The sequence below is a fragment of the Frigoribacterium sp. VKM Ac-2859 genome (assembly GCF_013204925.1).
In the GTDB taxonomy this organism is placed as follows: Bacteria; Actinomycetota; Actinomycetes; order Actinomycetales; family Microbacteriaceae; genus Frigoribacterium.
The window spans coordinates 296,929-323,107 of sequence record NZ_JABMLC010000002.1; the positions used below are offsets into that span (position 1 = coordinate 296,929).

Here is a 26,179-nt window from a genome sequence, read left to right on the forward strand (position 1 = left end):
CGCCGTCGCGTCCCGACCCCCGTTGGGACGCCGTCGCGTCCCCACCCCGCCGCACCGACCGGGCAGAGCCTCAGGAGGTCAGGGTGTCGAGGGTCACCTTCGTGGTGTCGGTCTTCCCGTCCCGGACGTAGGTGAGGTCGGCCGTCGCGCCACCGGCGAGGAACCGGACCTGCGCCGTGAGGTCCGTCCGGTCGCTGATCGGCACGCCGTTGAACTCGGTCACGACGTCGCCCTGCCGCAGGCCGGCGTTCTGCGCCGCACCACCGGGGCTGAGCTGGACGATGAGCGCCCCGACCCGGGTGGCGGCCGCGTCGCTCGTGGCGTCGTTCACGCTGGCGCCGAGGAGGCCGTGGCTGGCCTTCCCGTTCGCCATGATCTCTTTGGCGACGCGCTGCACGAGGTTCGACGGCACCGAGAACCCGACGCCGATGCTGCCGGACGATTCTCCGGAACTGGCGATGGCGACGTTGAGGCCGATCAGCTCTCCTTGCGAGTCGAGCAGCGCACCGCCCGAGTTGCCCGGGTTGATGGACGCGTCGGTCTGGATGACCGGCAGCGAGATGACCGAGCTGGCCTGGTTCTGCGTGCCGCCGTCGCCGTTGTTGAAGGAGAAGGGCCCCTGGCCGTTGTTGTCGTTCTGCTGGCCCTGGTCGCTGCCGTCCGTCGGGGCGGCCGAGGACTGCACGGTGATGCTGCGGTTGAGGGTCGAGACGATGCCGTCGGTCACCGTGTTCGACAGACCGAGCGGTGCGCCGATGGCCACGGCGGTGTCGCCGACGTTCAGCTCCGACGAGTCGGCGAAGTCGATGGGGGTGAGCCCGGTCGCGTCGACCTTCAGCACGGCGAGGTCGACGGTGGGGTCGAGGCCAACGACCTCGGCCGGCAGGATGCTGCCGTCGCTGAGCGTGACGGTGACGGAACCCGACGCACTCGCCCCGTCGAGGGTGACGACGTGCGTGTTCGTGACGATGTAGCCGTCGTCGCTCAGGATGACGCCCGAGCCGGTGCCGCCGGACTCGCCCGCCGTCACGTTGATCGTGACGACCGACTTCGTGGCCTTCGCCGCCACCGCCGTGACGACCGTCGCGTCGTCGTAGTCGTTGACCGTCAGGTCTCGCGACTGACCCGTGGCCGAGACGCCGGCCCCGGAGTCGCGGGACAGCACCGCGGCGACGCCGCCGCCCGCCGCGCCTCCGACGAGGACGCCGACCAGGAGGGCCGCCGCGACGGACCCCGCACCACGCCGGCTCTTCTTCGGTTTCGCCGCAGGCGCCTGCCAACCAGCCGCCGCGTACGAGTTCGTCGTGTCGTACGCGAACGCCGACGGGTCGGAGTCAGGCTGCCGATAGGGGTCGGTCCCGGCCTGCTGGTACGAACCGGGCTGCTGGTAGGAGGACGGCTGCTGGTACGACCCGGGTTGCTGATACGAACCGGGCTGCTGGTAGGGACCGGGCTGCTGAGGGTCCCCGGCCTGCTGGTACGAACCCGTCTGCTGGTACGAACCGGGCTGCTGGTAGGGACCCGCCTGCTGGTGAGACGACGGATGCGGGAACGAGCCGGGTCGAGGCTGCGAGTCGTCGTTCCGGCGCCCGTCGGGGCCGGACTCGAACTCGCCGGCGCGCGGCGTGCTGCCGGGGAGAGGCGGAGCACCGTAGGTGACGCCCTGGTCCGCCGGGTACGGCGTCGTGGGCTGGGCACCGTCGTTCGTGGCCCGGTCGGTGCCCGGGACGCCCTGCGAACCGTCGGCGGTGCCCTCGGGCGTGCGCGGTGCGCCGTCGTCGGCGTCGTCGTGGCGGGGGGTGTCGGTCATGGTGCTCCTTCCAAGCCCTGACAGCCTGGTCGCCCAAGCTGGGCGGATCATACGGCGAGCCTGTGAGCGGACTGCGCCCAGCTTATGCGGCGGCTGGACGGGACCTCCCCCGAGCCCCTCCACCGCGGCTACGGTGACGGGATCATGACTCCTCAAGCACCCTGGCAACGCGCGGCGAGCGGCGCCATGCTCCTCGACGCCGCCGGTCGACTCGCCCCGACCATCTTCGCCGAGATGTCGGCGCTCGCCACGGCGACGGACAGCATCAACCTCGGGCAGGGATACCCCGACGATGACGGCCCGGTCGAGGTCCTCGAGGCGGCGCACGAGGCACTGCGCTCGGGCCTCAACCAGTACCCGCCGGGCCGGGGCATGCCCGTCCTCCTCGACGCCGTCGCCGCCCACCAGAGGCGGTTCTACGGCATCGACCTCGATCCGCGACGCGAGGTGCTCGTGACCGCGGGGGCGACCGAGGCGCTGGCGGCCACCATCCTGGCCTTCGTCGACCGCGGTGACGAGGTGGTGACGCTCGAGCCCTTCTACGATGCGTACGGAGCCGTCATCGGGCTTGCGGGCGGCGTCCACGTCACCGTCCCGCTCCGGGGTCCGGACTCGGTCGTCGACCCGGACGAACTCCGTCGGGCCTTCGGTCCGCGCACCCGCCTCGTCGTGCTGAACGACCCGCACAACCCCACGGGCAGCGTCCTCGACGACGCGACCAGGCGCCTCCTGCTCGAACTCGCCGTCGAGCACGACGCGCTCGTCGTCACCGACGAGGTCTACGAGCACCTGCTCTTCGACGGAGCGGCACACGTGCCGTTCGCCACCCTGCCCGGGGCGGCGGCCCGGACGATCAGCATCTCGTCGGGAGGCAAGACCTTCAACACGACGGGGTGGAAGATCGGCTGGCTGACCGGTCCGGCCGAACTCGTCGACCGCATCGTCGCCGTCAAGCAGTACCTGACCTTCGTGAACGGCTCGGTCTTCCAGCCCGCGATCGCCGTCGGACTCGGACTTCCCGACGCCTACTTCGACGGGATCGCTCGCACGCTGGCCCACAAGCGAGACGTGCTGTCGGACGGGCTGCGTCGGGCCGGCTTCGCGGTGCGCGCGAGCCGCGGCTCGTACTTCGTGGTCGCCGACGCCGCTCCGTTGGGGTTCGACGACGCGGCCGAGCTCTGCCGGCGCCTCCCGGAATCGGTCGGAGTCGTCGGGTTGCCGATCAGCGCCTTCTGCCACCCGGCGCTCGCCGCCGAGCAGTCGTCCCTCGTCCGCTTCGCCTTCTGCAAGCGCGTCGAGGTGCTCGAGCAGGCCGCGGCCCGACTCGCGTCACTCTCGGTCTGAGCGCTCCGAGGAGGTCTCGCCGGCCCCCACGCGGCGCGGGACCACGTCGTACCGACGCAGGGCCAGGGACGGGTTCAGGCGCCGCACGGCGGCGATCCGGTCGGCCGAGACCCTGGCCACTGCCATGACGTCGACCTCGTCCCCGACCGAGGCGACGGCCACGCCCGTCGGGTCGACGATCGTGCTGCAGCCCACGCCGATCGGCGGTGCGTGGTCCGCGGCGGCGACGTACACGGTGTTCTCGAGCGCACGAGCGGTCAGGAGGGTCGTCCAGTGGTGCTGCTTGAGCGGCCCGCGCACCCATTCGGCCGGCATCAGGACGACGTCGGCCCCGGCGTCGACGAGCGTCCGCGTGACCTCGGGGAACCGCAGGTCGTAGCAGGTCTGCAGACCGAAGACGAGCCCGCCGACCTCGAAGGTCGCGGCGACGGCCAACGGGCCCGGCACGATCCACCGGGACTCCTGCCCACCGAACGCGTCGTAGAGGTGCTGCTTCGAGTAGCGGGCGACGACGCCCCGACCGGGCGCCACGGCCACGAGCAGGTTCTCGAACCGGGCCGGGTCGGGCGAGACGGCGACGAGGCCGGCGACGACCACGACGCCGAGCCGGTCGGCCAGCGCGGTCAGGTGGCGCACGAAGGGCCCGTCCGTGGGTTCCGCGGCCTCGAGGTACGCCGGGCCCAGGTCGGGGGAAAAATACGACGAGTACTCGGGGAAGACCACCACCTGCGCTCCGCGACGGACCGCCTCCTCGGTGAGGTCCGTGATGGTCCGCCGGTTGCGCGCCGGGTCGTCGCCGGGCGCGGTCTGCACGACCGCGACGACGATCTCGGGCGTCCTGCCGGCGCTCATCGCGCCCACCGCCCCGCCACCAGGGCGGCGGCCTCGCCCACCCAGTAGGAGGCGCGGGTCGTGGACTCGGCGACGCCCCCGGCCACCTGCGTGGTCGAGACGACGTCGACGAAGCCGTCCGCAGGCGCGTCGACCGCACCGGCGACGAGGACGACCGGTACTCCGACGGCGTCGGCCATCCGACGCACGAGCGACACGGTCTTCCCGGCGGCGGTCTGACCGTCGAACGATCCTTCTCCGGTGACGACGACGTCACCGTGGGCCAGGGCCTCGGCGAGACGGACCGTCTCGGCGACGGCGACCGCTCCGGGTTGCAGACGGGCACCCCAGGCGAGCAGACCGAAACCCGTTCCTCCTGCGGCCCCGGCCCCGGGCGTCGTGGGATCGACGTCGACGAGGCTCGCGAAACGCTCGAGACCCTGCTCGAGTGCGAGGACGTCGTCGACGGAGGCACCCTTCTGCGGCCCGAACACGGCCGCGGCACCGTCGGGACCGAGCAGGGGGCTGTCGACGTCGACCAACAGCGTGACGCCGTCGGGCGGGAGGGCGATGAGACCCGACAGATCGACCCGGGCGGCTGTCGTGAGGCCGTGGTTGCCCGAGGCGACGGGCTCCCCCAGGGAATCCACGATGCGGGCACCGAGGATCGTCAGAGCGCCCGCTCCCCCGTCCGTCGACGCGCTGCCTCCGAGGCCGACGACGAGTCGGGTGGCTCCGGCGTCGACGGCCGCACGGATGACGCCACCCAGGCCGCGGGTGTTCGCGTCGTGCGGCGCAGGTGAGCTCAGCAGGCCGAGCCCGCAGGACGAGGCGAGCTCGACGACGGCCGTGCCGTCGGGCAGCGTGAGCCAGGGGGCGTCGACCCGGCGGCCGTCAGGGCCCTCCACGACGCTCTCGTGGCGGACGCTCCCGGGGTACGCCCGCTCGAACGCGTCGAGGGTGCCCTCGCCACCGTCCGCCAAGGGCAGGGTGACGACGACGTCGTCCGGCCGTGATCGTGACCAGCCGGCGGCGAGTGCTGACGCCACCTCTGGTGCGCCGAGGGTTCCCTTGAACGAATCGGGCGCGATGACCACCCGGAGTCTCGACATGCCTCAACCTTGGCATGATCGGCGGCCGGGGCACAGACCCGATCACGCGCACGAGGACACGAAGAAGGCCCCGGTCATTCGACCGGGGCCTTCTTCGTTCTTGTTGCGGGGGCAGGATTTGAACCTACGACCTCTGGGTTATGAGCCCAGCGAGCTACCGAACTGCTCCACCCCGCGGCACAAGAAATGACTCTAGCACGCCGTTCGGCTCCCGTCCAATCGGGCCACCGGAAGAGGCACCCACGACGCCTGATCGACGACGTACCCCCCTCCCGGCATGCCGGAAGGGGGGTCGACGTCACACCGGTCGGGCCTACTGACCGCTGGCGGCGACCGCGTCCTCGAGGGCGGTCTGGAGGCGCGTGTCGGCTTCCGCCGCCGCGACCAGGTCGTTGTCGGCGTAGGCCGCGGCACGGTCGGTCAGGGCCTGCTGAGCGTCGGCCAGGGCCTGGTCGAGCGCCGCGTTGTCGGTACCCGACCCGGTGCCGCCGGTGTCGGGGGTGGCCGTGCCACCGTCGGTCGCTCCGTCGCCGGTGCCGGTGCCCGTGCCGCCAGTCCCGTCACCCGTGGTCGGAACGCCGTTGTCTCCGGCGGTCGCACCCGAGTTGCCACCGAACAGCGAGTCGAGGGCGCCGTCGAGGGTGTCCTCGAAGGCGATCTTGTCTCCGAACGAGACCAGGATGCGCTGCAGGACCGGGTACGACGTCTCGGAGTTCGACTTCACGTAGATCGGCTGGACGTAGAGCAGACCACCGCCGACCGGCAGGGTCAGCAGGTTGCCTCGGACGACGCTCGTGTCACCTCGGGTGAGGAGAGCGAGCTGGTTGGCCACGGCCGTGTCGGTGTTGAAGTTGTTCTGCACCTGTCCGGGACCGGGCAGCGTGTCGGTGCGCGGCAGGGCCAGCAGCGTCAGCTTGCCGTAGTCCGACGAGATCTCACCCGGTGTCGACCCCGCATCGGCATTCGCCGCGAGATAGCCCGTCAGGACGTTCCGGGCGTTCTCGCCCGACTGTTGCGGGATGTACGTCGAGTAGATCGAGAACGCAGGGTCTTGATCGGGCAGCTGCAGCGTCAGGTAGTACGGAGGCTGCAACGGCGGGTTCTGGGCGTTGCTCGTCGGCTCGTTGGGCGTGACCCACGCGTCGTCGCTCGAGTAGAACGAGTCGGCGTCCGTCACGTGGTACGTGCCGAGGATCGCCCGCTGCACCTTGAACATGTCCTGCGGGTAGCGGACGTGCTGGAGCAGTTCGGCCGACATGTCGCTCAGCGGCGACAGCGTGGAGGGGAAGATCTTGTCGTAGGTCTGCAGGATCGGGTCGCTGGTGTCCCACGCGTAGAGCTTGACCGAGCCGTCGTACGCGTCGACCGTGGCCTTCACCGAGTTGCGGATGTAGTTGATGTTGTTCGAGGCGTACACCGGGCGGTCGTTGTACGTGTCGGCGATCGCGTCGGACAACGCCTGCGGCTTCGAGTACGGGTACTCGTTGGTCGTGGTGTAGCCGTCGACGATCCAGACGACCTTGCCGTCGACGACGGAGGGGTACGGCGCGCTGTCGATGGTGAGGTAGGGAGCGACCTTCTGGACGCGCTCGGTGGGGTCACGGTCGTAGAGGATCTGCGACTGGTCGTTCACCGCGTCGGACAGGAAGATCTGCTCGGACTGGAACTTGATGGCGTAGATGAGCTTCTTGAAGACGTTGTCGAGCTTGGGCCCACCGTCGCCCTCGAAGGTCGTCGTCTCGTTGGTGCCGTTGTCGTTGCTGCCCGACGGGTAGTCGAGCTCGATGTCGTTGCCGCCGTCGCCACCCACGATCGAGTAGGTGGGCGACTCCTGGCCGAAGTAGATTCGCGGTTCGTAGTCGCCGGCGTCGCCCAGGGCGCCCGTCACCGGGATGCCGGACTCGAGGAAGACCGGCTGGCCGTCCGCCGACCGCTGGTTGCCGTAGGCCGCCACAACGCCGTAGCCGTGCGTGTAGACGAAGGTCGTGTTGTAGGGGGTCGCCGAGTTGCCGAGCTGGGAGGTGTTCAGCTCGCGCACGGCGATGACGGTGTCCTGCACGTTGCCGTCGATCGTGTACCGGTCGACCGCGAGCTGCTCGGGGAAGCTGTAGTACTGGCGGTACTGCTGCAGCTGGGCGAAGGCGTCGGTCACGAGTGCGGGGTCGATGATGCGGATGTTCGCGGTGGTGACGGCGTCACCGGCCAGGGCGCCGGCCTCGGCGTCGGACTTCGCATCGTAGGTCTGCTCTTCGACGTCGGCCACGCCGTACGCCTCACGCGTCGCCTGGATGTTGCGCTCGATGTACGGCGACTCGACCGTCCGCTCGCTGGGCTCGACCGTGAAGCGCTGGACGATCCAGGGGTAGATGCCCCCGACGATGATGCTGATGATGATGAGCGCGGCCGTACCGATGACCGGGAGGCGCCAGCGGCCGACGATCGCGGTCACGATGAACAGGACGGCCACGACCACCGCGATGCCGGCCAGGATCTGCTTGCCGGGGATGCCCGCGTTGACGTCGGTGTACGTGGCACCCGTGAGGAGCTTGTTCGTTCCGTCGGACAGGGTCGCGTACTGGTCGAGCCAGAGGCTCACGCCCTGGAGGAGCAGGTAGACGGCGGCCGTGACGGCCAACTGGATGCGCGCGACCTTCGAGATGCGCACTTCGCGACCGGTGAAGCGCAGGGCACCGTAGAGGTAGCTGGTCGCGACGGCGGCGATGCCGGCGATGAGCACGACGGCCGAGGCGAAGCCGACCACGGCCTGGTAGAGCGGCAGCTCGAAGACGTAGAACCCGATGTCGAGCCCGAACTGCGCGTCGGTCTGACCGAAGGGGGTGCGGTTGATCCACTCGAGGACGGTCTGCCACTGCGTCGACGTGGCGATGCCGGCGAAGAGGCCGAGGACGGCGGGGACGCCGATGACGACGGCCCGACGCAGCGGCTCGATGACCTGCTGGTAGCGGTCGAGCTGGGAGTTCAACTTGGCGTACACCGGCCGGAACCGGAAGGCCACCTCGATGCTGACGTACACCGGCACCGCCATGGCCACGAAGCCCACCGCGAACATCACGAGGCGGGAGATCCACTGTGTCGTGAGCACTCCCGTGAACCCGAGCTGCTGGTACCAGAGGTAGTCGGTCAGCAGCGACGAGAAGATGAAGAAGGCGATGACCAGGGCGGCGAGGACGGCCACCGTGACCAGGACGGGCAATCGGGGCGAGCGTCGTGCGGTTCGCGACGATGCGGGTGACGTCAAGGGTGGACTCCTGGCTGACGGGGACGTGGACGGCCATCCTACGTGTCGAGCCTGGCCGACTCAGCGTCCCCTTCTCAGCTTTGCGCGGGCTGCACGAACGCTATCGACCGGCCGTGCAGGTGGCCAGGGACGACGTGTCGCCGCCGTCCGCGACCGTCTCGAGCGCCGTGACCGCATCGTCCAACGTGGCGACCGAGTAGACGTCCAGCCCGGAGGGCACGTTCCCGACGACCTCGGAGCAGTTCGTGGACGGCGCCAGGAAGACGGTCGCCCCGGCGTCGCGAGCACCGTAGAGCTTCTGTCGGATGCCGCCGATGGCACCCACCTCGCCCGAGGCCGTGATCGTGCCCGTGCCCGCGACCTTCGCGCCGCCGGTGAGCTCGCCGGGTGTCGTCTTGTCGATGATGCCGAGCGCGAACATCATGCCGGCACTCGGTCCGCCGACCTGGTCGAGCTTGAGCGTGACGTCGAAGGGATACGTGTAGTCCACGCTGACCCCGACGCCGAGGAGCGGCGTGCCGTCGACTTCTTGCGGGGTGACCTGCTCGGTCATGCTCGTCCCCGCGCGTTCGAGGACCACCTCCGCCGGCGTCGACGCCCCGTTCGCCGCCACCAGGCCGCGGAGGACGTCCACGTCCGCATCGGTGGCGAGACTGGTGCCGTTGACGCTGACCAGGACGTCTCCCTCGCGCAGGACGCCCTCGGCAGGGCTCCCCTCGGAGACCTGGCTGACGGTCACGGCGCTGGGGACGGCGTATCCCTCGTGGATCAGCGCCGCGGCGATCGCGGACTTCTGGGAGTTCTGCATGTCGACGGCGTTCTGTTCGTCGACCTGGTCGTTCGACACCCCCGACGGGTACACGGCCTCGACCGGGATGACCGAACGGCTACGGTCCGCCCACGCGCGGACGACGTCGACCCAGCCCGGCCGGACGTCCTGGTTGCCCTGCACGCTCACGGTCAGCAGGTCGAGGGTGCCCGCGGTGGGGTAGGTCTCGTGGCCCGACACGGTGATCAGGGGTTGGGACGAACCCTCGTACTCGGCACTGCCCAGGGTGTCGAACACGGGGCCGGGCTGTTCGATCAGGTAGGGCCCCGGGAGGAGGCTCAGGACCACGGCCGAGACGACGGCGACACCCAGGAGGGGCCAGCCGAACCTGCTCGCTCGGCGTGCTGACGAGGGGGCGGTGCGCGGGGGCGTGAAGAAGGCCACGGAGGGTCCTTTCGGGATCGGCCGGGGAGGCGCGGGTCGCGTTCGCCACGAGCGGAGCGACGCCCCCGGAGCGGTGGCCGAATCCCAGGATCTTCGTGCGGCCAGCAGCTAGCGTAGTCAGCATGACCGATGATTCGCCGCGCGGGCCTGAGGACGAGTTCCGTGACATGCTGCGGCAGTTCCTGTCCGGCGGTTCCGAGATCGATCCGTCGCAGCTCGCCGGGGCCGCCGGGCTGCCCGACGACCCGGCCTTCGTGGCGCGACTCATGAGTCAGCTGCAGAACGCCGTCAACAGCAGCGGTGACGGCATCGACTGGTCGATCGCCACCGAACAGGCGACCGCCGTGGGCGCCCAGAGCGCCGTCGTGCCGACCGCGGCCGAGACCGCCGCCCTCGAGCAGGCCTTCCACGTCGCCGCATTGTGGCTCGACGACGTCACGTTCGTGGCCGAGCTCACCGCCACGCCCCGCCTCGTGACCCGCGCCGAGTGGGCCCGGCTCACCATGCCCGTGTGGAGCCAGCTCGCCGAGCCCGTGGCCACGTCGATCGCCGACTCCCTGACCGGCGTGCTCAGCGAGCAGGCTCCCGAAGAGATGCGCTCGATGCTCGCCGGGGCCAGCCAGGTCATGCGCAGCGTCGGCGGCACGCTCTTCGCCATGCAGCTCGGACAGGTCGTCGGCCAGCTCTCGACCGAGGTCGTGTCCGGCGGCGACGTCGGCATCCCGCTCCTCGACGAGCAGCAGGCGGCGCTGCTCCCCCAGAACGTCGCCGCCTTCGGCGAGGGCCTCGACATCGAGGCCGACCAGGTACAGCTCTACCTGGCGGTCCGCGAACTCGCGCACGCCCGCCTGTTCCGGCACGCCCGATGGCTGCGCCTGCACCTCATCTCGTCCATCCGCGAGTTCGCCCAAGGCATCCGCATCGACACCTCCCGGCTCGAAGAACTCGCGGTGGACTTCGATCCCTCGAACCCCGGCGACCTGCAGGAGGCCATGAAGAGCGGGGCCCTCATCCCCCCGAAGACCGACGAGCAGCTCGCCGCCCTCGCCCGGCTCGAGACCACCCTGGCCCTGATCGAGGGCTGGGTCGACGTCGTGACCGCCCAGGCCACGGCGCGCCTCCCGAAGTCCGCGGCGATCGCCGAGACGGTCCGCCGCCGCCGGGCCGCCGGGGGGCCTGCCGAGTCGGCCTTCTCCACCCTGGTCGGCCTCGAACTGCGGCCGCGGCGCCTCCGCGAGGCGGCCGTCCTCTGGCAGACCGTGACCGACGCCGTCGGTGCCGAGCGCCGAGACGACCTCTGGTCGCACCCGGACATCGTGCCCACCAGCGCCGACGTCGACGACCCGCAGTCCCTCGTGGCCCGCCTGACGTCGGACGAGCCCACTTTCGACGACGTCGACCAGGCGATCCAGGACCTGCTCGACGACACGACCGACGACCGCCCCCGCGAGGGGGACGACGGCTCGGCGACCGAGCCCGGCGAGTCCGGGCCCGACCAGGACGCCCCCCGATCCTGACGGACACCGTCACCGGGGCCCGGGCGGACCTGTGGACAACTCCTCATCCGCCCCGGCCCCACGACATGATCGGACGATGCCCCTCGTCCTCGATCCCCGCATCCCCGTCGTCTGGCGCGATCCGTCGACCCTCCAGGTCGGCGTCGACCGCCCCACGCTCGTCCTGAGTCCGGTCAGCAGGCTCGACGAGCGGGTGGTCGCGGCCGTCGCCGCGGGGCACGGCGCGGGGGGCCTGCCCACCCTCGTCGCCCACCTCGGCCTGGATCGCGCCGCGGTCGAAGCCTCCGTCGAGCGCCTGCGACCCGCGCTGGGCGGCGACACCCGGTCGGTCGTCCCGCCGACCGTCGTCGTCGGCGGGCCGGGCCCCGTCGCCGATGCCGTCGCGCGCCTCCTCGGCTCCTGCGGTGCCGACGTCCGACGGGCCGACGCCGACCTGGCTCCGCCGAGGCACGCCACGGGCGTCCTGGTCGGCGGGCACGTGCTCGACCCCCGGGTCGTCCGAGAGTGGGTGAGGTCCGATCTGACGCACCTCGTCGTGCGCGTGGGCGATCGTCACGCGCGGATCGGCCCCGTGACGGTTCCCGGTTCGACGGCCTGCGCCCGGTGTCTCGACCTCCACGCCGGCGAGGCCGACCGTGCCTGGCCCGCGATCGCCGGTCAGCTGAGCGCCCGTCCCCTCACCGCGCCTCCGCTGCTGTCCGTCCACGAGGTCGCCACGAGAGCCGCCCGCCGGCTGTGGTCCCGCCTGACGGCTGCGGACGGCGCACCCGAGGACTCCGAGGTCGAGTCGATCTCGATCGCCGAGGGGCGGGTCACTCGCGCGGACGTGCCGCCGCACCCGGAGTGCGGGTGCGCAGCTCTTCCACGAACCGGCTCACCCGCCGTTCGCCGCCGCGCCCCTGCCCCGAGCGACTCCACGACAACCGGAGCCGCTCACGCGCCCTCGTGACGCCGACGTACAAGAGGCGGCGCTCCTCGTCGATCGCCGCGTCGTCCTTCGCGTAGCTGATCGGGACGAGGCCCTCGCTGAGGCCGATCAAGTAGACGCTGCGCCATTCGAGTCCCTTCGCGGAGTGCAACGTCGCCAGGGTGACCGCGGCCATGGTCGGCTCGTGCTGACCGGCCTGGCGGGCGAAGAGCTCGTCGACGAACTGGCGGAGGGTCGTCCCGACGGGTGATGCCTCGGCCAGGCCCATGATCGTGTTCAAGGACTCCCAGCGGTCGCGGATCGCGCCTCTCTGGTCGGGTGCGTCCTGGGTCCAGCCGAGCGACCGGAGGACGTCGCTGACGGTCTTGAAGAGCGGCTCGCCCACGATGCTCACCGCCGCACCCTTCATCATCATCAGGGCCTCCTTCACCTCGCGGAGCTCGAAGAAGCGCGTCGCGCCGTGGATGCGGGTCGACACGCCGACGTCGGCGAGTGCGCGCTCGATCGCCGCGGCCTGGACGTTGACCCGGTACAGCACCGCGATCTCCTCCGGGGCGACTCCCGACCGGATCTCGTCGGCGATGGTCTCGGCGATGCCCCTGGCCTCGGCCGAATCGCTGGCGTACTCGGTCACGGGTGGCACCGGGCCCGTCGTCTCGACGGCCGGGTGGAGGTGCAGGGCACCCGGACGGCCCCGCATGAGTTGGTTCGCCGTGTCAACGATCTGCCGCGACGAGCGGTAGTTCTGCTCGAGACGGACGACCGTGGCGTCGTCGTACCGTGAACCGAACCCGAGCAGGTAGTCCGAGGACGCACCCGCGAACGAGTAGATGGTCTGGCTGGCGTCGCCGACCACGCAGAGGTCGTTCCGGCCGCCGAGCCACAGGTCGAGCAGGTCCTGCTGGAGGGGCGAGACGTCCTGGTACTCGTCGACGACGAAGAAGCGGTACTGCTCGTGCACCTGCTGGGCCACCCGCGGCTCGAGCTCGAGCATGCCGACCGTCGCGAGCAGGACGTCCTCGAAGTCGAGCTGTCGCCGTTCGTCCTTGACGGCCTCGTAGGCACGGTGCAGGTCGACGGCTTTCTCGACGCTGATGGCCGGCGGCAACGACCTGCTCGACAACGCCTCGGCGTAGTCCTCGAGGGTGAGCCGAGAGACCTTCCGCCACTCGATCTCGGCCGCGAGGTCGCGCAACGCCGCCGTGTCGATCTTGAGCCTCAGGGACTCGGCGGCGTGGGCGAGCGCCTTGGCCTTGCTGTCGAGGAGCCGCGGCATCTGACCACCCATGGTCTGCGGCCAGAAGTACGACAGCTGGGACAGGGCCGAGGCGTGGAAGGTCCGTGCAGAGACTCCCCCGGCGCCCAGGTGACGCAGACGGCCGCGCAGTTCGGCGGCCGCGCGTGAGGTGAAGGTGAGCGCCATGACGCGGTTGGGGGCGTACACGCCGGTGGCGACCCCGTAGGCGATGCGATGGGTGATGGCACGGGTCTTGCCCGTACCGGCACCCGCGAGGAGGCACACGGGGCCGAGCAGTTTCGACGCCGCACGGCGCTGCTGTTCGTCGAGCCCCGCGATCAGGTCGGCGGCCTCGGTCACTGGTCGATCTCGCCGCCGAACCAGTCCTCGATGATCGCCCGGGCGATGGACGTCCGTCCGGGCAGGACGATCTCGCCCAGGCCGGCGACCAGGTCGTCACGACTGAACCAGCGCAGGTCGAGGATCTCGGCCCCGTCAGGCGTGAGCGTCCCCGGGTCGTCGGCGTCGACCTCGGCCCGGAAGCCGAGCATGAGGCTCGCCGGGAACGGCCACGGTTGCGAGCCCACGTATCGAGGCGACACGACGTTGATGCCGGACTCCTCGAAGATCTCGCGCTGCACCGCGTGCTCGAGGGACTCGCCGGGCTCGACGAAGCCGGCGAGCAACGAGTACCGGTTCTGCTCCCACAGGGCGTTCGAGCCGAGCAGGAGTCGGTCGTCCGCGTCGGTGACGCCGACGATGATCGCAGGGTCGGTCCGGGGGAAGACCTCGTGGCCGTCGTCCGGGTCGCGACGGACCCAGCCCGCCTTGTCGGTGACCAGGCGGCGGCCGGTGCGCGGCGAGAACCGGTGCGAGTCGTGCCAGTTCGCCACGGCGACGGCCTCGACGGCGAGGCCCGCGTCCCGGTCACTCAACGCCGTTCCCGAGACGCGAGGACTGCCCCAGGCGGAGTCGTCGGACGAGAGCGACCGCGCGCGCTCGTCGTCGAGCAGCGCAGCGAGGAGGGGTGTGCCCACCGGCTCGACGGCGGAGGGGTCCTTCGAGACCCCGAGGTAGACGTAGTCGTCGGCGGCCGGCACCGCGGCAGCCGGCAGGAGCGCGAGGGAATCCGGGGAGGCCATCAACGTCCGCCCCCGCCAGACCGGGAGCACACGGGTCACCTCCGACGCGAGCAGTTCGTCGACGACTCCGTCACGCTCACGGGTGAGGTAGTCCCGGTCGACCTGGTGTCGGGACAGCGGGAGCCGGGACGTGAGAGGCGAAGACATCGGACGACCAATCATCGCGAGTTGACAGCGTGGCGCACGGCAGGGCATCGCGTGCGGCGGCCTACCCTGAGGGCATGGCCAGATCTCATCTCACTCTAGCCGCGCTGGCCACGGCCGCCGTCGCGGACCTGGACGTCACGCGTGCGTCACGCCACGGCAGCGAGACGGGTGGCGACTTCGACTCCGCACTCGTCGACGGCCGTGGCGGAGAGCACTGCATCGTCCGCGTCCCTCGCTCGCAACGGGCCGAGGCCGAGCAGTCGGCCGACCTCGTCGCCCTCCGTGCCCTGAGCGCAGGGGTCCGAGGGCGGCTCTCGTTCGACGTGCCGGCCTACCGGGGTCAGGCCCCGATCGGCCGCACACGCGGCATCGTCTACGACGTCGTCCCCGGCGAGCACCTGTCGATCTCGCGACTGACCGCCACCAGCGACCTCCCGACGGCACTCGGCCGTGCCGTGGCGGCGATCCACTCGCTGCCGACGAGCTTCGTGACCGACGCCGGCCTGATCAGTCACACGCCGTTCGAGGCCATGCGCTCGTCGGCGGCCTTGGTCGATCGTGCGGCCTCGACCCGCCTCCTGCCGGCCGCGCTGCTCGAGCGCTGGGAAGCCGCGATCCAGGACTCGGTGCTGTGGCAGTTCCAGCCCACGGTCGTCAACGGCTCCCTCGACGCCGGTTCGGTGCTCGTCCTCGGCGACACGGTCAGCGGCGTGCTCGGCTGGCACGACCTCCAGGTCGGTGACCCCGCCCGTGACCTCGCCTGGTTGCTGGGTGCCCCGAGCCCGGCGGCGGTCGACACGGCGTTCGACGCCTACAACACCGCACGCGGCACGAGCGACCACCAGCTGCGGCACCGGGCGACCCTCTACCGCGAACTCGACCTGGCGAAGTGGCTGCTGCACGGCACCGGCACCAAGAACACGTCGGTGGTCGACGACGCCGTCGAGATGATGACGAAGCTGGTCGACTCCTTGCCCGGTGACCGAAGGGCCGGCATCGGCTCGGGCTCGACCGCGGCCTTGGACGTCGACGGGGTCGAGGACCTGCTCGAGGCCACCGAGCGCCGTCACGTCTGAGTCGACGCCTCGACCCGCTGCCAGAGTTCGACGAGCTCGTCGCGGTCGGCCACGTGCCGGGGCCGAAGCACCACGTCGTCGGCGACGAAGTAGAAGACCGCGTCGATCGTGTCCGCCGGGACACCCCTGAACCGGGCGTAGGCCTCGCGGTAGAGCGCCAGCTGGAGCTGCTTGAGCGCGAGGTCGGCGTCGTCGGTGGGTGCCTTGCCCGTCTTCCAGTCGACGACCTCGAACCGGCCGTCGCGTTCGAAGACGGCATCGATCTTGCAGATGACGGTGCGACTGCCGAGGGGGAGGTGGATCTCGAGCTCGACGTCCGTCGGTTCGAGAGATGCCCAGGCCGAGCGCTCGAAGGTCGTCACCAACTGCTCGAACCGCCTCGCGTCGTCGGGATCGATCGGCCCCGACCCGGGTGAGCCGACCCGCTCGTCGTCGAGGTCGCTCTCGTCACCCCAGGCGTCGAGGGTCTCGGCACGACCCGTCGGCCGGAAGCGCTCTTCGACCCATTCGTGGAACAGCGTGCCGAGGCGGGTCGCCCGATAGGGCCGTTCGGGCAGGGGACGACGAAGCGCGGCGGCGACCGCGGCGGGGTCGTCGACGTAGTCCTTGAACCTCGAGGCCGGGATGCGCTGGGGAAGGGGGACCGCCCCGGCGCCCGCTCGCGCGGCGTCGCGCTCGAGCAGCAGCAGGTCGATGTCGGACGACCATCTCGACGCGGGGCCTGGCTGCTGCGTGCCGGCGGGCTCGTCTCGTGAGAGCCGGTCGACGGCCGTGGTGACCCGTGCAGCGGCCTCCTCGACCACCGCGCGGCGTTGCCCCAAGGGGTCGAGCGGCCAGCTGAGCTCTCGGGACGCGGCGGCCAGGGGGTTCTCGTCGTCGTCGGGTCGTTCGGGGAGGTCACCGGTCGGCACGAGCCCGCGCTCGGCCAATTCGACGACGAACCGGCTGGCAGGGCGGGGGCGGACGGCACTCGTCCAGAAGGAGCCGCTCACGAGCAGGGCGTCACGGGCCCGGGTGAGTGCGACGTAGGCCAGACGCCGCTCCTCGGCCTGGTGCCGGACGATCAACTCGTCCTTGAACGCCTTCAGCGCTTGGTCGAACTCCTTCTGGTCGGCCACGCCCCGCCAGCCGAGCACGGGCAGCTCGGCGGCATCGCCGCGGAACTCGTACGGCAGTTCGCCGAAACCGAGCCACCCCACGCCTTCGCGGGAGGTGCCGGGCAACTCGCCCTCGACGAGTCGTGGCACCGCGACGACGTCCCACTCGAGCCCCTTGGAGCCGTGGATGGTCAGGAGCTGGACGGTGCCCCGCTCGGCCTGCTCGGACCGCGGACCCATGTCGTCCCGCCGCTCGGCTGCTGCCAGCCACGACAGGAAGCCCCCGAGGCCGGCGTTCTCGTCGGTCGCGACGTACCCCGCCAGTTCGTCTTCGAAGGCTTGCAGCCACGCGCCCCCCGACGGCGCGCCGGTAGCCGCCGCCACCTCGACGTCGAGCAGCATCTCGTGCTCGACCAGCGTGACCAGGTCGACGAGATCGAGACCGGTGCGGGCGCGGAGGAAGGCGAGCTGCGAGCCCAGCCGCCTCAGGCGGACGAGCCCCTCGTCACTGAACTCGGAGAGCTGCCGATGCGTGACGGGCGCCGTGGCCACGAAGTCGAGGGCGTCGACGATCGACCCGTGCTCACCCGCGGCGACCGACGCCCGGAACCCGGCGGCGACCTCGTCGTCGAGGCGCTGTTGGGCGTGGTCGTGCGAGAAGAGCCACGAGGCGACGTCGCGCAGCCGGGCGATGTCTCGAACGCCGATCCGCCATCGGGCACCGGCCATCAGACGGATGGCCTCGGAACCGGCCGACGGGTCGTGCAGCACCCGGAGGCAGGACACGAGGTCGACGACCTCGGGCCGCTGCAGGAGACCGCCGACGCCGAGCACGTGGTACCTGACGCCTCGAGCGGCGAGGGCCTCGACGAAGACGGGCATGGTCTTCTTCGAGCGGAAGAGCAACGCCGCCGTTCGGCGGGCGGGCTCGCCGTCGACGATGGTGGGCACGGCCAGCTCGCTCTGCAGCCAGGCCGCGACCTGGTCGGCCTCGCCCGGCAGCGTCTGGTCGAAGAGCAGTTCGACGCGCCCCTCGGGCGCACCCGGCCGGGCTCGCAGCTCGCCCACGACCGCCCCGGAGGACCGCGCGAGTTCGGCCACGACGGTGTTCGCGGCGTCGAGCACTCGTGACGCGTTGCGCCAGCTGGTCGAGAGGCTGAACACCGCATCGGGCCGGGCTCCGAAATCCACCGGGAACCGTCCGAGGTTCGCGGCGCTGGCACCCCGGAACCCGTAGATGGACTGGTGGGGGTCCCCGACCGCCATTACCCCGGTGCCCTCGAAGAGGCGGGACAACAAGGTGGTCTGCACGACGCTGGTGTCCTGGTACTCGTCGAGCAACACGACGCGGTAGCGGTCGCGCAACTCGGCCACGACGTTCGGCGCCGTGTCGCACACCTCGAGGGCCAGGGCCACCTGGTCGGAGTACTCGACGAGGCCTCGACGGGCCTTCTCGTCGGCGAAGGCCACGGCGAGGTCGAGCAGCGGCGGGAGCGCCGACACCGCGCCGACGGCGTCGACGACCGACTTGTAGGCGCTGCCCTTGGTCGACGGAAGACTCGCGAGGTCGAGGAACCGGTCGGCCAGGTGTGCCACGGGCTCGGGCCCGGTGACGTTCTCGCTGAGGGCGTGGCTCAGGCGGAGGACGGCCTCGGTGATGCCGTCGACGCTTCGACCGAGCCCGGCGAGGCGCTCGTCGTGGCTGCCCACGACGAGTGAGCGTGCCAGCTGCCAGGCGGACGCATCGCCGAGCACCTGCGACTCGCTCTCTCGACCGACCCGCAGGGCGTTGTCGCGGAAGATCGCGTTGGCGAACGCGTTGTAGGTCGAGACGGTGGGCACGTCGAAGGGATCGGCCTCGTCGCCGAGCAGTCCGACGGCGGCGAGCTGGCCGATGCGCCGCTCGATCCGCTCACCGAGTTCGCCGGCGGCCTTGCGGGTGAACGTCAGGCCGAGCACCTGCGAGACGCCGACGAGACGGTTGGCCAGCAGCCACACCACGCGGTTGGCCATGGTCTCGGTCTTGCCGCTGCCGGCGCCCGCGACGACCAGGGCGGGTTCGAGAGGGGCCTCGATGACGGCTTGCTGCTCGGGGGTCGGCGTGGGAAGCCCGAGCGCCTCGGAGATCTCGGCTGCTCCGAGCCGGGACGAGGAGGCGCGCGTCGTGCCGTCGACGCGGCGTCCGTCGACCCCGTCACGCGTGCCCGCGGCGCCACCCCCGTCGGCGGCGCGGCCTCCGGCCGTCACGAGCCGCTCACCTCGCCCACCACGTGGATGCGGCACGATCCGCCGTGCCGCCCTTCGCAGTGGTCGTCGAGACGGGCCACGAACACCCGCCCCGCCATGTGCTCGGCCGCGTCGACGACCCGGGCACGGAAGGCCGCGAGTCGGTCGTCGTCGAACGCCCCCTGGGCGGGCTCCCGGTAGAGCTTGCCCCGGACGCCCGACGACACGATCACGAGCTTCGCCCCGCCGGGAGGTGTGCCCTCGGGCACGGCCTCGACGGCACCGTCGGCGAGGGCGACCTGATAGCTGCCCAGCTGGGGGTGTTCGGCGACGGCCTGGGGCGACGTCGGGGCCGACCGGCCCGTCTTGAGGTCGACGATCACGGCGGCGCCCTCGCGGGTGCGCTCCACCCTGTCGATGGACCCGCGCAGACGTGCCGGCCCGATGTCGAGGCTGAAGGTGGACTCGGCGCCGAGCAGGCTCCCGCCCGACGCCTCGAAGTCCCGCAGGTAGGAGGAGAGGCTCTCGGTCATGTCGCGCGCCCGGCGTTTCTCGGCCTCAGCGATCCAGGCCGACTCGAACTCGAGCTCGGGCCAGCGCCCCTCGACCGACTGCCAGAGCGAGTCGACGTCGGTGCCCTCGGCGTGCTCCATCACGTCGTGCAGCACCGTGCCGAGACCCATCGCCGCGTTGGGAGGGGACCCGCCGAACCGGTCGACGAACCAGTGCAGGGGGCACTCCTCGAACGACCCGAGTTGCGACGGCGAGACCGGCACGTGGGCCTCGGGAGCCTCCAGGTCGATGAGCGGCTCGACGGTGCTGGGGTCGGGCAACCCGTACCAGTCGTCCGGCGACGCCCCCGCCACGCCTTCGCCGGCGAGTCGGGCCAACGCCTCGACCGCGTCGTCGGCCCGTGGTCCGTGAGGCGCCGAGACGAGCACGTGACGGAGGTGCCCCACGAGTCCTCGAAGCGACAGGGGGTGCCCGGCGGGTGCCTCGGGGCAGCCGTCGGGCAGCAGCCGGAAGAACGGCGAGGGCCCCTCGTCGTCGTTCGAGGTGCAGGAGAGCACGACCTGTCGGGTGGCCCGCGACACGGTGAGGGCGAACATGCGCAGCTCGTCGGAGAGCACCGTGGCCCGCGCGTCGGAGGGGGCTGCCGGCTCGTCGTCGTGGTCGTGGTCGTCCATCGGACCGCCGCGGAGCAGGCCGCGCTCGGCGAGGTCGACCAGCTCGTCGGGGGCGAGCAGCCCGCCCCGGACCCGGAGGTTCGGCCACACGCCGTCCTGCAGCCGAGCGGCGACGACCACGTCGACCTCGATGCCCACGGCGTTCGACGGCGAGCACACCAACACGGTCTCGGCCGTCGCCTGCGGCGAGAGGGTGTCCTCGGGCACCTCGGCCCCGAGAAGCGAGTCGAGGAAGGCACCGGCGGGTGCCTCGGGGGTGCGTTCGACGAAGCGCTTGGCGGCCGTGAACAGGGCGACGACACCGTCGAGGTGACGGTCCGCCTCGGCGGCCACGATGCCGCGACCGTCGCTCTGGGCCGACCACTCGGCCGCGAGTCCGCTGCGCTCCCAGAGGCCCCAGAGCACCTCTTCGATGCTGGCGCCGGTCGCGGCTGCACGACGGGCCGCGTCGAGACTGGTGGAGAAACGCCCGGCTCGGGCCGCGAACCTCGAGTCGATGGTGACGAAGCGACCGGCCCCCTCGAGCGCCTCGACGAGCAGGTCGTCGGCCGAGCGGACGCCGCCCGTGCCGAGCTCGTCGGCTCGCAGGGCGAGCCTCAGGCGTCGGAGCGACAACGCGTCGAAGCCGGCGAGCGGCCCCAGCAGCAGCTCGGTCGCGAGCTCGACGGTGAGCTCGTCGCGACCGACGGCGACGGCGGCGGCGAGCAACAGGTGGCGGGCCGCGTGTTCGTCGCGCACGGCGCGTCCGGCGACGGAGGTGCGGGTCGGGACCTCGGCGAGCTGCAGCCCCCGGGCGACTCCGGCCACCTGCCCACCGCTGCGGACGACGACCATCATGCGCGACCACGGCACCCTGCGGACCAGGTGGTGCTCGCGCAGCAGGCGGGCCACCGACGCCACTTCGTGGCTCGGGCTGTCGGCCCGGACGGTCACGATCGGGACCGCCACCGGGTCCGCCGCTCCCCCGGCCTCGGAGGGCTCGATCGCCGGAGCCGCCACCGCGGCGTGCTGGCGACCGGCGCCGGCCGTCCCGATGCGCGAGGTGACCCGCTGCACGAGATCGCGCAACGGAGGCTGGTGCCGGTGGGCCGTGGAGAGGTACAGGGTCTCGACGTCGGACAGGCCGAGCCGAGGGCCGAGACGACCGAGCACGTCGGGCGTGCCCCCGCGGAACGCGCTGGTGGACAGGTCGGGGTCGCCGAACGCGACCACGGCGACACCCCGCCGCGTCAGGGCGCGGAGCAGCGCCAGGGTCGACTCGGTCGCTTCTTGCGCGTCGTCGACGAGGACGACCCTCAGCCCCTCGACGACCGGGGAGGTCTCGCCGCGGTCGAGGGCGGCGACGGCGTAGTCGACCAGGTCCGCCGAGTCGAGGTGCCGCCCCCGTGCGGCGTCGAGGACGCTCAGGTACTCGTCGCGGAAGTCGGCCACCGCCGCCCATTCGGGCCGGTCGGCCCTCTCGGCGGCTCGTCGGAGCCCCTCGGACCCGATGCGGTGCTCGGTCGACCGCATGAGGACTTCGCGCAGTTCGGTGCGGAAGCCGCGGAGTCGACGAACGGTCGGGCCGAGCCCCTCGGGCCAGGACGGGCCCGTGCCGTCGACCTCGTGCCCCTCGAGGAGGGAACGGACGATGCTGTCCTGGTCGCCGCCCGTCAGCAGGGTCGGCGTGGGCAGGCCGACGAGCCGCGCCGCATGGCCGACCACGTCGAATGCCAGGGACGAGACGGTGCGGGCCAGGGGCCCCGGGGTCGGCACGGTGAGCCTCGACGCGATGACGTCACGGAGCGTCGTCGCCGTCGAGCGCGTCGGTGCGAGCACCATGACGGCGGCCGGACCCCAACCGCGCCTTTCGACGCGGTCGACCACGAACTCGACGAGCGTGCGGGTCTTGCCCGAGCCCGGGGCACCCAGGACCGCGGCCGACCGCCCGTCGGCCAGGTCGAGCACGGCCCGCTGCGAGTCGTCGAGCACCGGCGGCACCGAGGCTCGGGCCGGACTCGAGAGGGGCGGTGAGACGGTCGAGGCCATGTCCCGACGCTACCGGCTGGCACCGACATCGAGGTCGGTCGCGTGGACCGTCGACGGCCCGACGGGCCACCCCGTGTGCGCCGACAGAGAACGTGCAGAGCCGGGACGGCGAGGTCGGATATCGTGACCTCGTGGACATTCGCATCGGCATCACCAACAGCCCCCGTGAGATCAGCTTCGAGACGGCCCAGACCGCCGACGAGGTCGAGAAGGTCGTCGGCGACGCGCTCGACGGCGGCAAGTCGTACGTCACCCTCGCCGACTCCAAGGGCAAGACCTACCTGGTCCCCACCGCATCGCTCGCCTACGTCGAGGTCGGCAGCGAAGAGAGCCGCAAGGTCGGGTTCGTCAGCTAGTCGTGGAACTCCTCTTCGTCGTCCTGGGTGGCGCCATCCTCGGGTTCGTCCTCCACTACGCGCTGCCCGACGGCGACACCCGCGGCGTCCTGCTCGCGCCCGCGTCCGGCGCCGTCGTGGCAGCGATCGTGTGGGAGGTCCTGACCTGGGCCGGATGGCCCGCCGACGGCGGATGGATCTGGGTGGCAGCACTCGTCCTCCCCGCCGTCGTCGCGTTCGTGGTCTGCCGTGTCGCGGCGGCCCGCCGCCGGGCTCACGACAGCGAGCACTTCGCCCGCCTGGTGCGCTCCGCCTCCTGACGCCGCGCCTCCGCCAGGCCCTCCATGCATGGCCGGTCGCCCAGGGCGGCCACGCCAGTTCGCCCGAGACGCTCCCGCCAGCCGGAGGGCTACCAGCGGTCAGCGCTCAGGCGGTGAGTCCGAGCGCGTCCATGCGGCGCGTGTGGGCGGCGATGAGTTCCGTGAAGACGGGTTCGAGACGCTCGTCGTCGGCGGACACGTGCGACGCGGACACCGCGGCGCGAGCGACCAACAGGGTGTCTCCCACCAACCTGCGCCCCCAGAGGGCCAGCCGTGACGCGAGCCGCGGGTCGGCCTCGATGGCCGCGGACAGTTCTCGCACCACGAGCGGTGCGTCGTCGTGGGCTTCGAGCACCGCCACGATCCGCTTGTGGTGGTCCGCCGGCAGTCCGGCCGCCAACCGCACGAAGACGTCGTTGAGCAGGCCGGCCGCGACGTAGTCCGCGACGATCGCCTCGTACCAGTCCGTGCCTCCGGTCCGGGCCCGGAACTCGTCGATGGCGGCGATGTGGGGCTCCATCGACTCGGTGGCGTCGTGGCCCGACCGTTCGATCTCGGCCACCAGGCCGCGGTGTCGGGCCAAGGTCGTCTCGGCGATGCGGCCGGTGGTTTCTTTCGCGCGGACGTCGGGGGCGAAGGCCGACGAGCGGCCCAGCGTCTCGAAGAGCGCGAGTTCGAGGTAGGCCGCGTGCCCCAGGAAGACCAACAAGTCGGGGGTGAACTGGTCGAGCTCGACCCGGGCCGCGGGGGTCGGCTTCGCCGCGGGCCGCGGCCACTGCAGGGACGGGACGCCGCGTTTCGCACCTCGACCGGGCCAGGACACCACGCCCACATCTTACGGGGTCCGAGGGGCCGCCCGTCGCGACGGGCTAAACTCGACGCATCCCCCTATATGAGACAGGGCAACACTTTGACATTCACTGACCTCGCGATCGACCCCGACATGGTCGACGCTCTGGCGTCGAAGGGGATCCTCGAACCTTTCCCCATCCAGACGCAGACCATCCCCCTCGCCCTCGCCGGGCAGGACATCATCGGCCAGGCCAAGACGGGCACCGGCAAGACCTTCGGTTTCGGCCTCCCGATCATCCAGCGCATCGGCCTCGACCCGGCCCCCGGCGTCAAGGTCCTCGTCGTCGTCCCGACCCGCGAACTCTGCGTCCAGGTGGCCGACGACCTCGAGCTCGCCACCTCGAACCGGGCGACCAAGATCGTCAGCATCTACGGCGGCAAGGCCTACGAGGGCCAGGTCGAGCAACTCAAGGCCGGCGCGCAGATCGTCGTGGGCACCCCCGGGCGCCTCCTCGACCTGGCCGGCCAGCGCCTCCTGAACCTCAAAGAGGTGCAAGAGGTCGTGCTGGACGAAGCCGACAAGATGCTCGACCTGGGCTTCCTCAGCGACATCGAGAAGATCTTCCAGCAGGTGCCGGCCACCCGTCACACCATGCTGTTCTCGGCGACCATGCCCGGCCCGATCGTGGCCTTGGCACGCCGGTTCATGTCGAAGCCGATCCACATCCGCGCGACCGACCCCGACGAGGGCCTCACGCAGGCGAACATCAAGCACGTCGTCTACCGGGCCCACTCGCTCGACAAGGACGAGGTGATCGCGCGCATCCTCCAGGCCGAGGGTCGTGGCAAGACCGTCGTCTTCACCCGGACCAAGCGCGCGGCCGCCAAGCTCGTCGAAGAGCTGAACGACCGCGGCTTCAACGCGGCGGCCGTCCACGGTGACCTCAACCAGGAGCAGCGCGAGCGCGCGATGGCCGCGTTCAAGGCGGGCAAGAAGGACATCCTGATCGCGACCGACGTCGCGGCCCGAGGCATCGACGTGAACGACGTCACGCACGTGATCAACCACACCGTGCCCGACGACCACGACACCTACCTGCACCGCGCCGGCCGTACCGGCCGCGCCGGCAAGACCGGCATCGCCGTGACGTTCGTCGACTGGGACGACCTGCACAAGTGGGCTCTGATCAACAGGGCCCTCGACATGGGCCAGCCCGAGCCGGTCGAGACCTACTCGTCGAGCCCGCACCTCTTCGCCGACCTCGACATCCCCGCCGGGACGAAGGGACGCCTGCGCGCGAGCTCCTTGTCGGCGGTCAAGGCGGGTTCGGTCGGCTCGCGCGAGCGCACCGGCGGCCCCCAGGGCGATCGTGACAGGGGTCGCGGTCGCGGTCGCGGCGACGCTCCCGTGCGGACCTCCGGTGAGCCCTCGACCACGGGCCGCGGTGCCGCACAGGCGCCCGACGCGCCGGCTCCGGCCGGCGAGGGCACGGGTGAGGCCCCGCGCAAGCGCAGCCGCAACCGTCGCCGTCGTCCCGCCGGCGACTCGTCGTCACAGCCGCAGGGCTGACGACCGATCCAGCACGAGACCCCCTCGACCGTCCGCGGCGAGGGGGTCTCGTGCGTCCAGCACGTCATCGCCCGGCACGTCGCCGTGCGGACGAGGAGGCGCGGGCCGGTTCAGCCCCGGACGGGCACCCACCCGGTCGCCGCGTCGACGATCCGGTCGAGTTGTCCGGGAGCCGTGGTGTTCTCGCCCAACCGGTTGGGCTTGCCGTCGCCGTGGTAGTCGCTCGACCCGGTCACGATGAGGTCGTACCGTCGGGCGAGCTCGAGCAGTCGCGCCTTGCCGGCCGAGGTGTTCTCGCGGTGGTCGATCTCGACGCCGAGCAGGCCGGCGTCGACGAGGGCCTCGAAGCCCTCGCTGGAGACGTTCGACTCGCGACCCCGCGTCGCCGGGTGGGCGATGACGGGGACGCCACCGGCCTCCCGGATCAGGCGGACGCCGATCAGGGGGCTGGGTGCCTCGTGCGGCTCGTAGTACCCGGACCGCCAGTGCAGGATGCCCGCGAAGGCGGCGCTGCGGTCGGGCGCGTAGCCCTTGGCGACGAGGGCGTCGGCGATGTGCGGCCGCCCGAGGGTCGCCCCCGAGCTGGCCTGGGCGAGGACGTCTCCCCAGGTGAGGTCGTAGTCGGCGGCGATGCGTTCGACGATGCGCTCGGCCCGGTGCAGACGGCTGTCGCGCAGGCGGGCCGTCTCGGCGACGAGGCCCGGGTGGGCGGGGTCGAAGAGGTAGCCGAGCATGTGGACGCTGTTCAGTCCGAGCCGGGTGCTGAGCTCCATGCCGGGGAGGAGGGTGAGACCGGTGCCGGCGACGGCGGCCGTGGCCTCGGACCACCCGGCCGTGCTGTCGTGGTCGGTCAGGGCGACGGTGTCGAGCCCCGCGCGCACGGCCGACGCGACCAGCGCGGCGGGCGCCTCGGTGCCGTCCGACACGCTCGAGTGAGTGTGCAGGTCGACCAGGCGCGTGGGCATCCCCCCATCGTAGGCGGCGCGCATCCGAGCCGTCCGTGCGGCG

At 71.5% G+C, this 26,179-nt stretch carries 18 protein-coding genes and 1 tRNA gene; 6 read left to right on the forward strand and 13 right to left on the reverse strand.

Features of this window, described 5'->3' with window-relative positions:
* Positions 1-70 precede the first annotated feature (70 nt).
* Positions 71-1,810, reverse strand: coding sequence for a S1C family serine protease (locus HQQ78_RS09295; RefSeq protein WP_173152699.1), 1,740 nt, complete (start codon positions 1,808-1,810; stop codon positions 71-73).
* Positions 1,811-1,954: 144 nt separating this feature from the next.
* On the opposite strand from HQQ78_RS09295, the gene HQQ78_RS09300 reads away from it, so the two are divergent.
* A complete protein-coding gene (locus tag HQQ78_RS09300) occupies positions 1,955-3,154 on the forward strand; it encodes an aminotransferase class I/II-fold pyridoxal phosphate-dependent enzyme (RefSeq protein ID WP_173152702.1) in 1,200 nt (399 codons plus the stop codon).
* On the opposite strand, the gene HQQ78_RS09305 is transcribed toward HQQ78_RS09300, so the two are convergent.
* The 5 genes from HQQ78_RS09305 to HQQ78_RS09325 form a co-directional block, all read right to left on the reverse strand.
* On the reverse strand, positions 3,140-4,006 hold the full coding sequence (locus HQQ78_RS09305; protein ID WP_173152705.1) for a carbon-nitrogen hydrolase family protein: 867 nt from the start codon (positions 4,004-4,006) through the stop codon (positions 3,140-3,142). The two genes, HQQ78_RS09300 and HQQ78_RS09305, sit on opposite strands and share 15 nt — an antisense overlap.
* Entirely contained in the window at positions 4,003-5,097 is a 1,095-nt protein-coding gene (locus tag HQQ78_RS09310; RefSeq protein ID WP_173152708.1) for a glycerate kinase, read from the reverse strand. The genes HQQ78_RS09305 and HQQ78_RS09310 overlap by 4 nt, the downstream gene beginning before the upstream one ends.
* A gap of 103 nt (positions 5,098-5,200) precedes the next feature.
* Positions 5,201-5,274 (reverse strand) — tRNA-Met (locus HQQ78_RS09315).
* Between the two features lie 136 nt (positions 5,275-5,410).
* Positions 5,411-8,356, reverse strand: a complete 2,946-nt coding sequence (locus HQQ78_RS09320; RefSeq protein WP_173152711.1) for a UPF0182 family protein — start codon at positions 8,354-8,356, stop codon at positions 5,411-5,413.
* A gap of 100 nt (positions 8,357-8,456) precedes the next feature.
* Positions 8,457-9,569 carry a PDZ domain-containing protein gene (locus HQQ78_RS09325; RefSeq protein ID WP_123571541.1) on the reverse strand — a complete coding sequence of 371 codons (1,113 nt, stop codon included), beginning with the start codon at positions 9,567-9,569 and terminating at the stop codon, positions 8,457-8,459.
* A 122-nt stretch (positions 9,570-9,691) separates the two neighbouring features.
* On the opposite strand from HQQ78_RS09325, the gene HQQ78_RS09330 reads away from it, so the two are divergent.
* Complete coding sequence (locus HQQ78_RS09330; RefSeq protein ID WP_173152714.1) at positions 9,692-11,086, forward strand: zinc-dependent metalloprotease; 1,395 nt, start codon at positions 9,692-9,694, stop codon at positions 11,084-11,086.
* Positions 11,087-11,129: 43 nt separating this feature from the next.
* On the opposite strand, the gene HQQ78_RS09335 is transcribed toward HQQ78_RS09330, so the two are convergent.
* From HQQ78_RS09335 to nudC, 3 genes are all read right to left on the reverse strand, one after another.
* Positions 11,130-11,642: a hypothetical protein gene (locus tag HQQ78_RS09335; RefSeq protein WP_173152717.1), complete on the reverse strand. Its 513-nt coding sequence runs from the start codon at positions 11,640-11,642 to the stop codon at positions 11,130-11,132.
* A 256-nt stretch (positions 11,643-11,898) separates the two neighbouring features.
* The gene (locus HQQ78_RS09340; RefSeq protein ID WP_173152720.1) at positions 11,899-13,611 is read right to left on the reverse strand and encodes an ATP-dependent helicase; all 1,713 of its coding nucleotides are present in this window, start codon (positions 13,609-13,611) and stop codon (positions 11,899-11,901) included.
* The gene (gene nudC / locus HQQ78_RS09345; protein ID WP_173152722.1) at positions 13,608-14,540 is read right to left on the reverse strand and encodes an NAD(+) diphosphatase; all 933 of its coding nucleotides are present in this window, start codon (positions 14,538-14,540) and stop codon (positions 13,608-13,610) included. The genes HQQ78_RS09340 and nudC overlap by 4 nt, the downstream gene beginning before the upstream one ends.
* Positions 14,541-14,614: 74 nt before the next feature.
* On the opposite strand from nudC, the gene HQQ78_RS09350 reads away from it, so the two are divergent.
* On the forward strand, positions 14,615-15,616 hold the full coding sequence (locus HQQ78_RS09350) for a phosphotransferase (protein WP_173152725.1): 1,002 nt from the start codon (positions 14,615-14,617) through the stop codon (positions 15,614-15,616).
* Here the strand turns inward: HQQ78_RS09350 and HQQ78_RS09355 are convergent.
* Both HQQ78_RS09355 and HQQ78_RS09360 read right to left on the reverse strand, forming a co-directional pair.
* Positions 15,607-18,960 (reverse strand): ATP-dependent DNA helicase, encoded by a 3,354-nt coding sequence (locus HQQ78_RS09355; RefSeq protein ID WP_173152727.1) that lies wholly within the window; start codon positions 18,958-18,960, stop codon positions 15,607-15,609. The two genes, HQQ78_RS09350 and HQQ78_RS09355, sit on opposite strands and share 10 nt — an antisense overlap.
* A complete protein-coding gene (locus tag HQQ78_RS09360) occupies positions 18,957-22,154 on the reverse strand; it encodes a UrvD/REP family ATP-dependent DNA helicase (protein ID WP_173152728.1) in 3,198 nt (1,065 codons plus the stop codon). The genes HQQ78_RS09355 and HQQ78_RS09360 overlap by 4 nt, the downstream gene beginning before the upstream one ends.
* Before the next feature lie 131 nt (positions 22,155-22,285).
* Here HQQ78_RS09360 and HQQ78_RS09365 point away from each other — a divergent pair, with 131 nt between their 5' ends.
* Both HQQ78_RS09365 and HQQ78_RS09370 read left to right on the forward strand, forming a co-directional pair.
* Positions 22,286-22,510, forward strand: coding sequence for a DUF3107 domain-containing protein (locus HQQ78_RS09365; RefSeq protein WP_043595511.1), 225 nt, complete (start codon positions 22,286-22,288; stop codon positions 22,508-22,510).
* A gap of 2 nt (positions 22,511-22,512) precedes the next feature.
* Positions 22,513-22,809, forward strand: a complete 297-nt coding sequence (locus tag HQQ78_RS09370; RefSeq protein ID WP_056048642.1) for a hypothetical protein — start codon at positions 22,513-22,515, stop codon at positions 22,807-22,809.
* A gap of 106 nt (positions 22,810-22,915) precedes the next feature.
* Here HQQ78_RS09370 and HQQ78_RS09375 read toward each other — a convergent pair whose 3' ends face one another.
* Complete coding sequence (locus HQQ78_RS09375) at positions 22,916-23,635, reverse strand: ferritin-like fold-containing protein (RefSeq protein WP_082460613.1); 720 nt, start codon at positions 23,633-23,635, stop codon at positions 22,916-22,918.
* 84 nt (positions 23,636-23,719) lie between these two features.
* Between HQQ78_RS09375 and HQQ78_RS09380 the strand changes: the two genes are divergently transcribed.
* A complete protein-coding gene (locus HQQ78_RS09380) occupies positions 23,720-25,171 on the forward strand; it encodes a DEAD/DEAH box helicase (RefSeq protein ID WP_173152730.1) in 1,452 nt (483 codons plus the stop codon).
* Positions 25,172-25,281: 110 nt separating this feature from the next.
* On the opposite strand, the gene HQQ78_RS09385 is transcribed toward HQQ78_RS09380, so the two are convergent.
* Positions 25,282-26,136 (reverse strand): PHP domain-containing protein, encoded by an 855-nt coding sequence (locus tag HQQ78_RS09385; protein ID WP_173152732.1) that lies wholly within the window; start codon positions 26,134-26,136, stop codon positions 25,282-25,284.
* Positions 26,137-26,179 lie beyond the last annotated feature (43 nt).

Bases quoted from the DNA above. Each gene is read 5' to 3' on its own strand.
- HQQ78_RS09310 (WP_173152708.1), bottom strand. From the start codon at position 5,097: ATGTCGAGACTCCGGGTGGTCATCGCGCCCGATTCGTTCAAGGGAACC.
- HQQ78_RS09330 (WP_173152714.1), top strand. From the start codon at position 9,692: ATGACCGATGATTCGCCGCGCGGGCCTGAGGACGAGTTCCGTGACATG.
- HQQ78_RS09295 (WP_173152699.1), bottom strand. From the start codon at position 1,810: ATGACCGACACCCCCCGCCACGACGACGCCGACGACGGCGCACCGCGC.
- HQQ78_RS09300 (WP_173152702.1), top strand. From the start codon at position 1,955: ATGACTCCTCAAGCACCCTGGCAACGCGCGGCGAGCGGCGCCATGCTC.
- HQQ78_RS09385 (WP_173152732.1), bottom strand. From the start codon at position 26,136: ATGCCCACGCGCCTGGTCGACCTGCACACTCACTCGAGCGTGTCGGAC.
- HQQ78_RS09305 (WP_173152705.1), bottom strand. From the start codon at position 4,006: ATGAGCGCCGGCAGGACGCCCGAGATCGTCGTCGCGGTCGTGCAGACC.
- nudC (WP_173152722.1), bottom strand. From the start codon at position 14,540: ATGTCTTCGCCTCTCACGTCCCGGCTCCCGCTGTCCCGACACCAGGTC.
- HQQ78_RS09360 (WP_173152728.1), bottom strand. From the start codon at position 22,154: ATGGCCTCGACCGTCTCACCGCCCCTCTCGAGTCCGGCCCGAGCCTCG.
- HQQ78_RS09350 (WP_173152725.1), top strand. From the start codon at position 14,615: ATGGCCAGATCTCATCTCACTCTAGCCGCGCTGGCCACGGCCGCCGTC.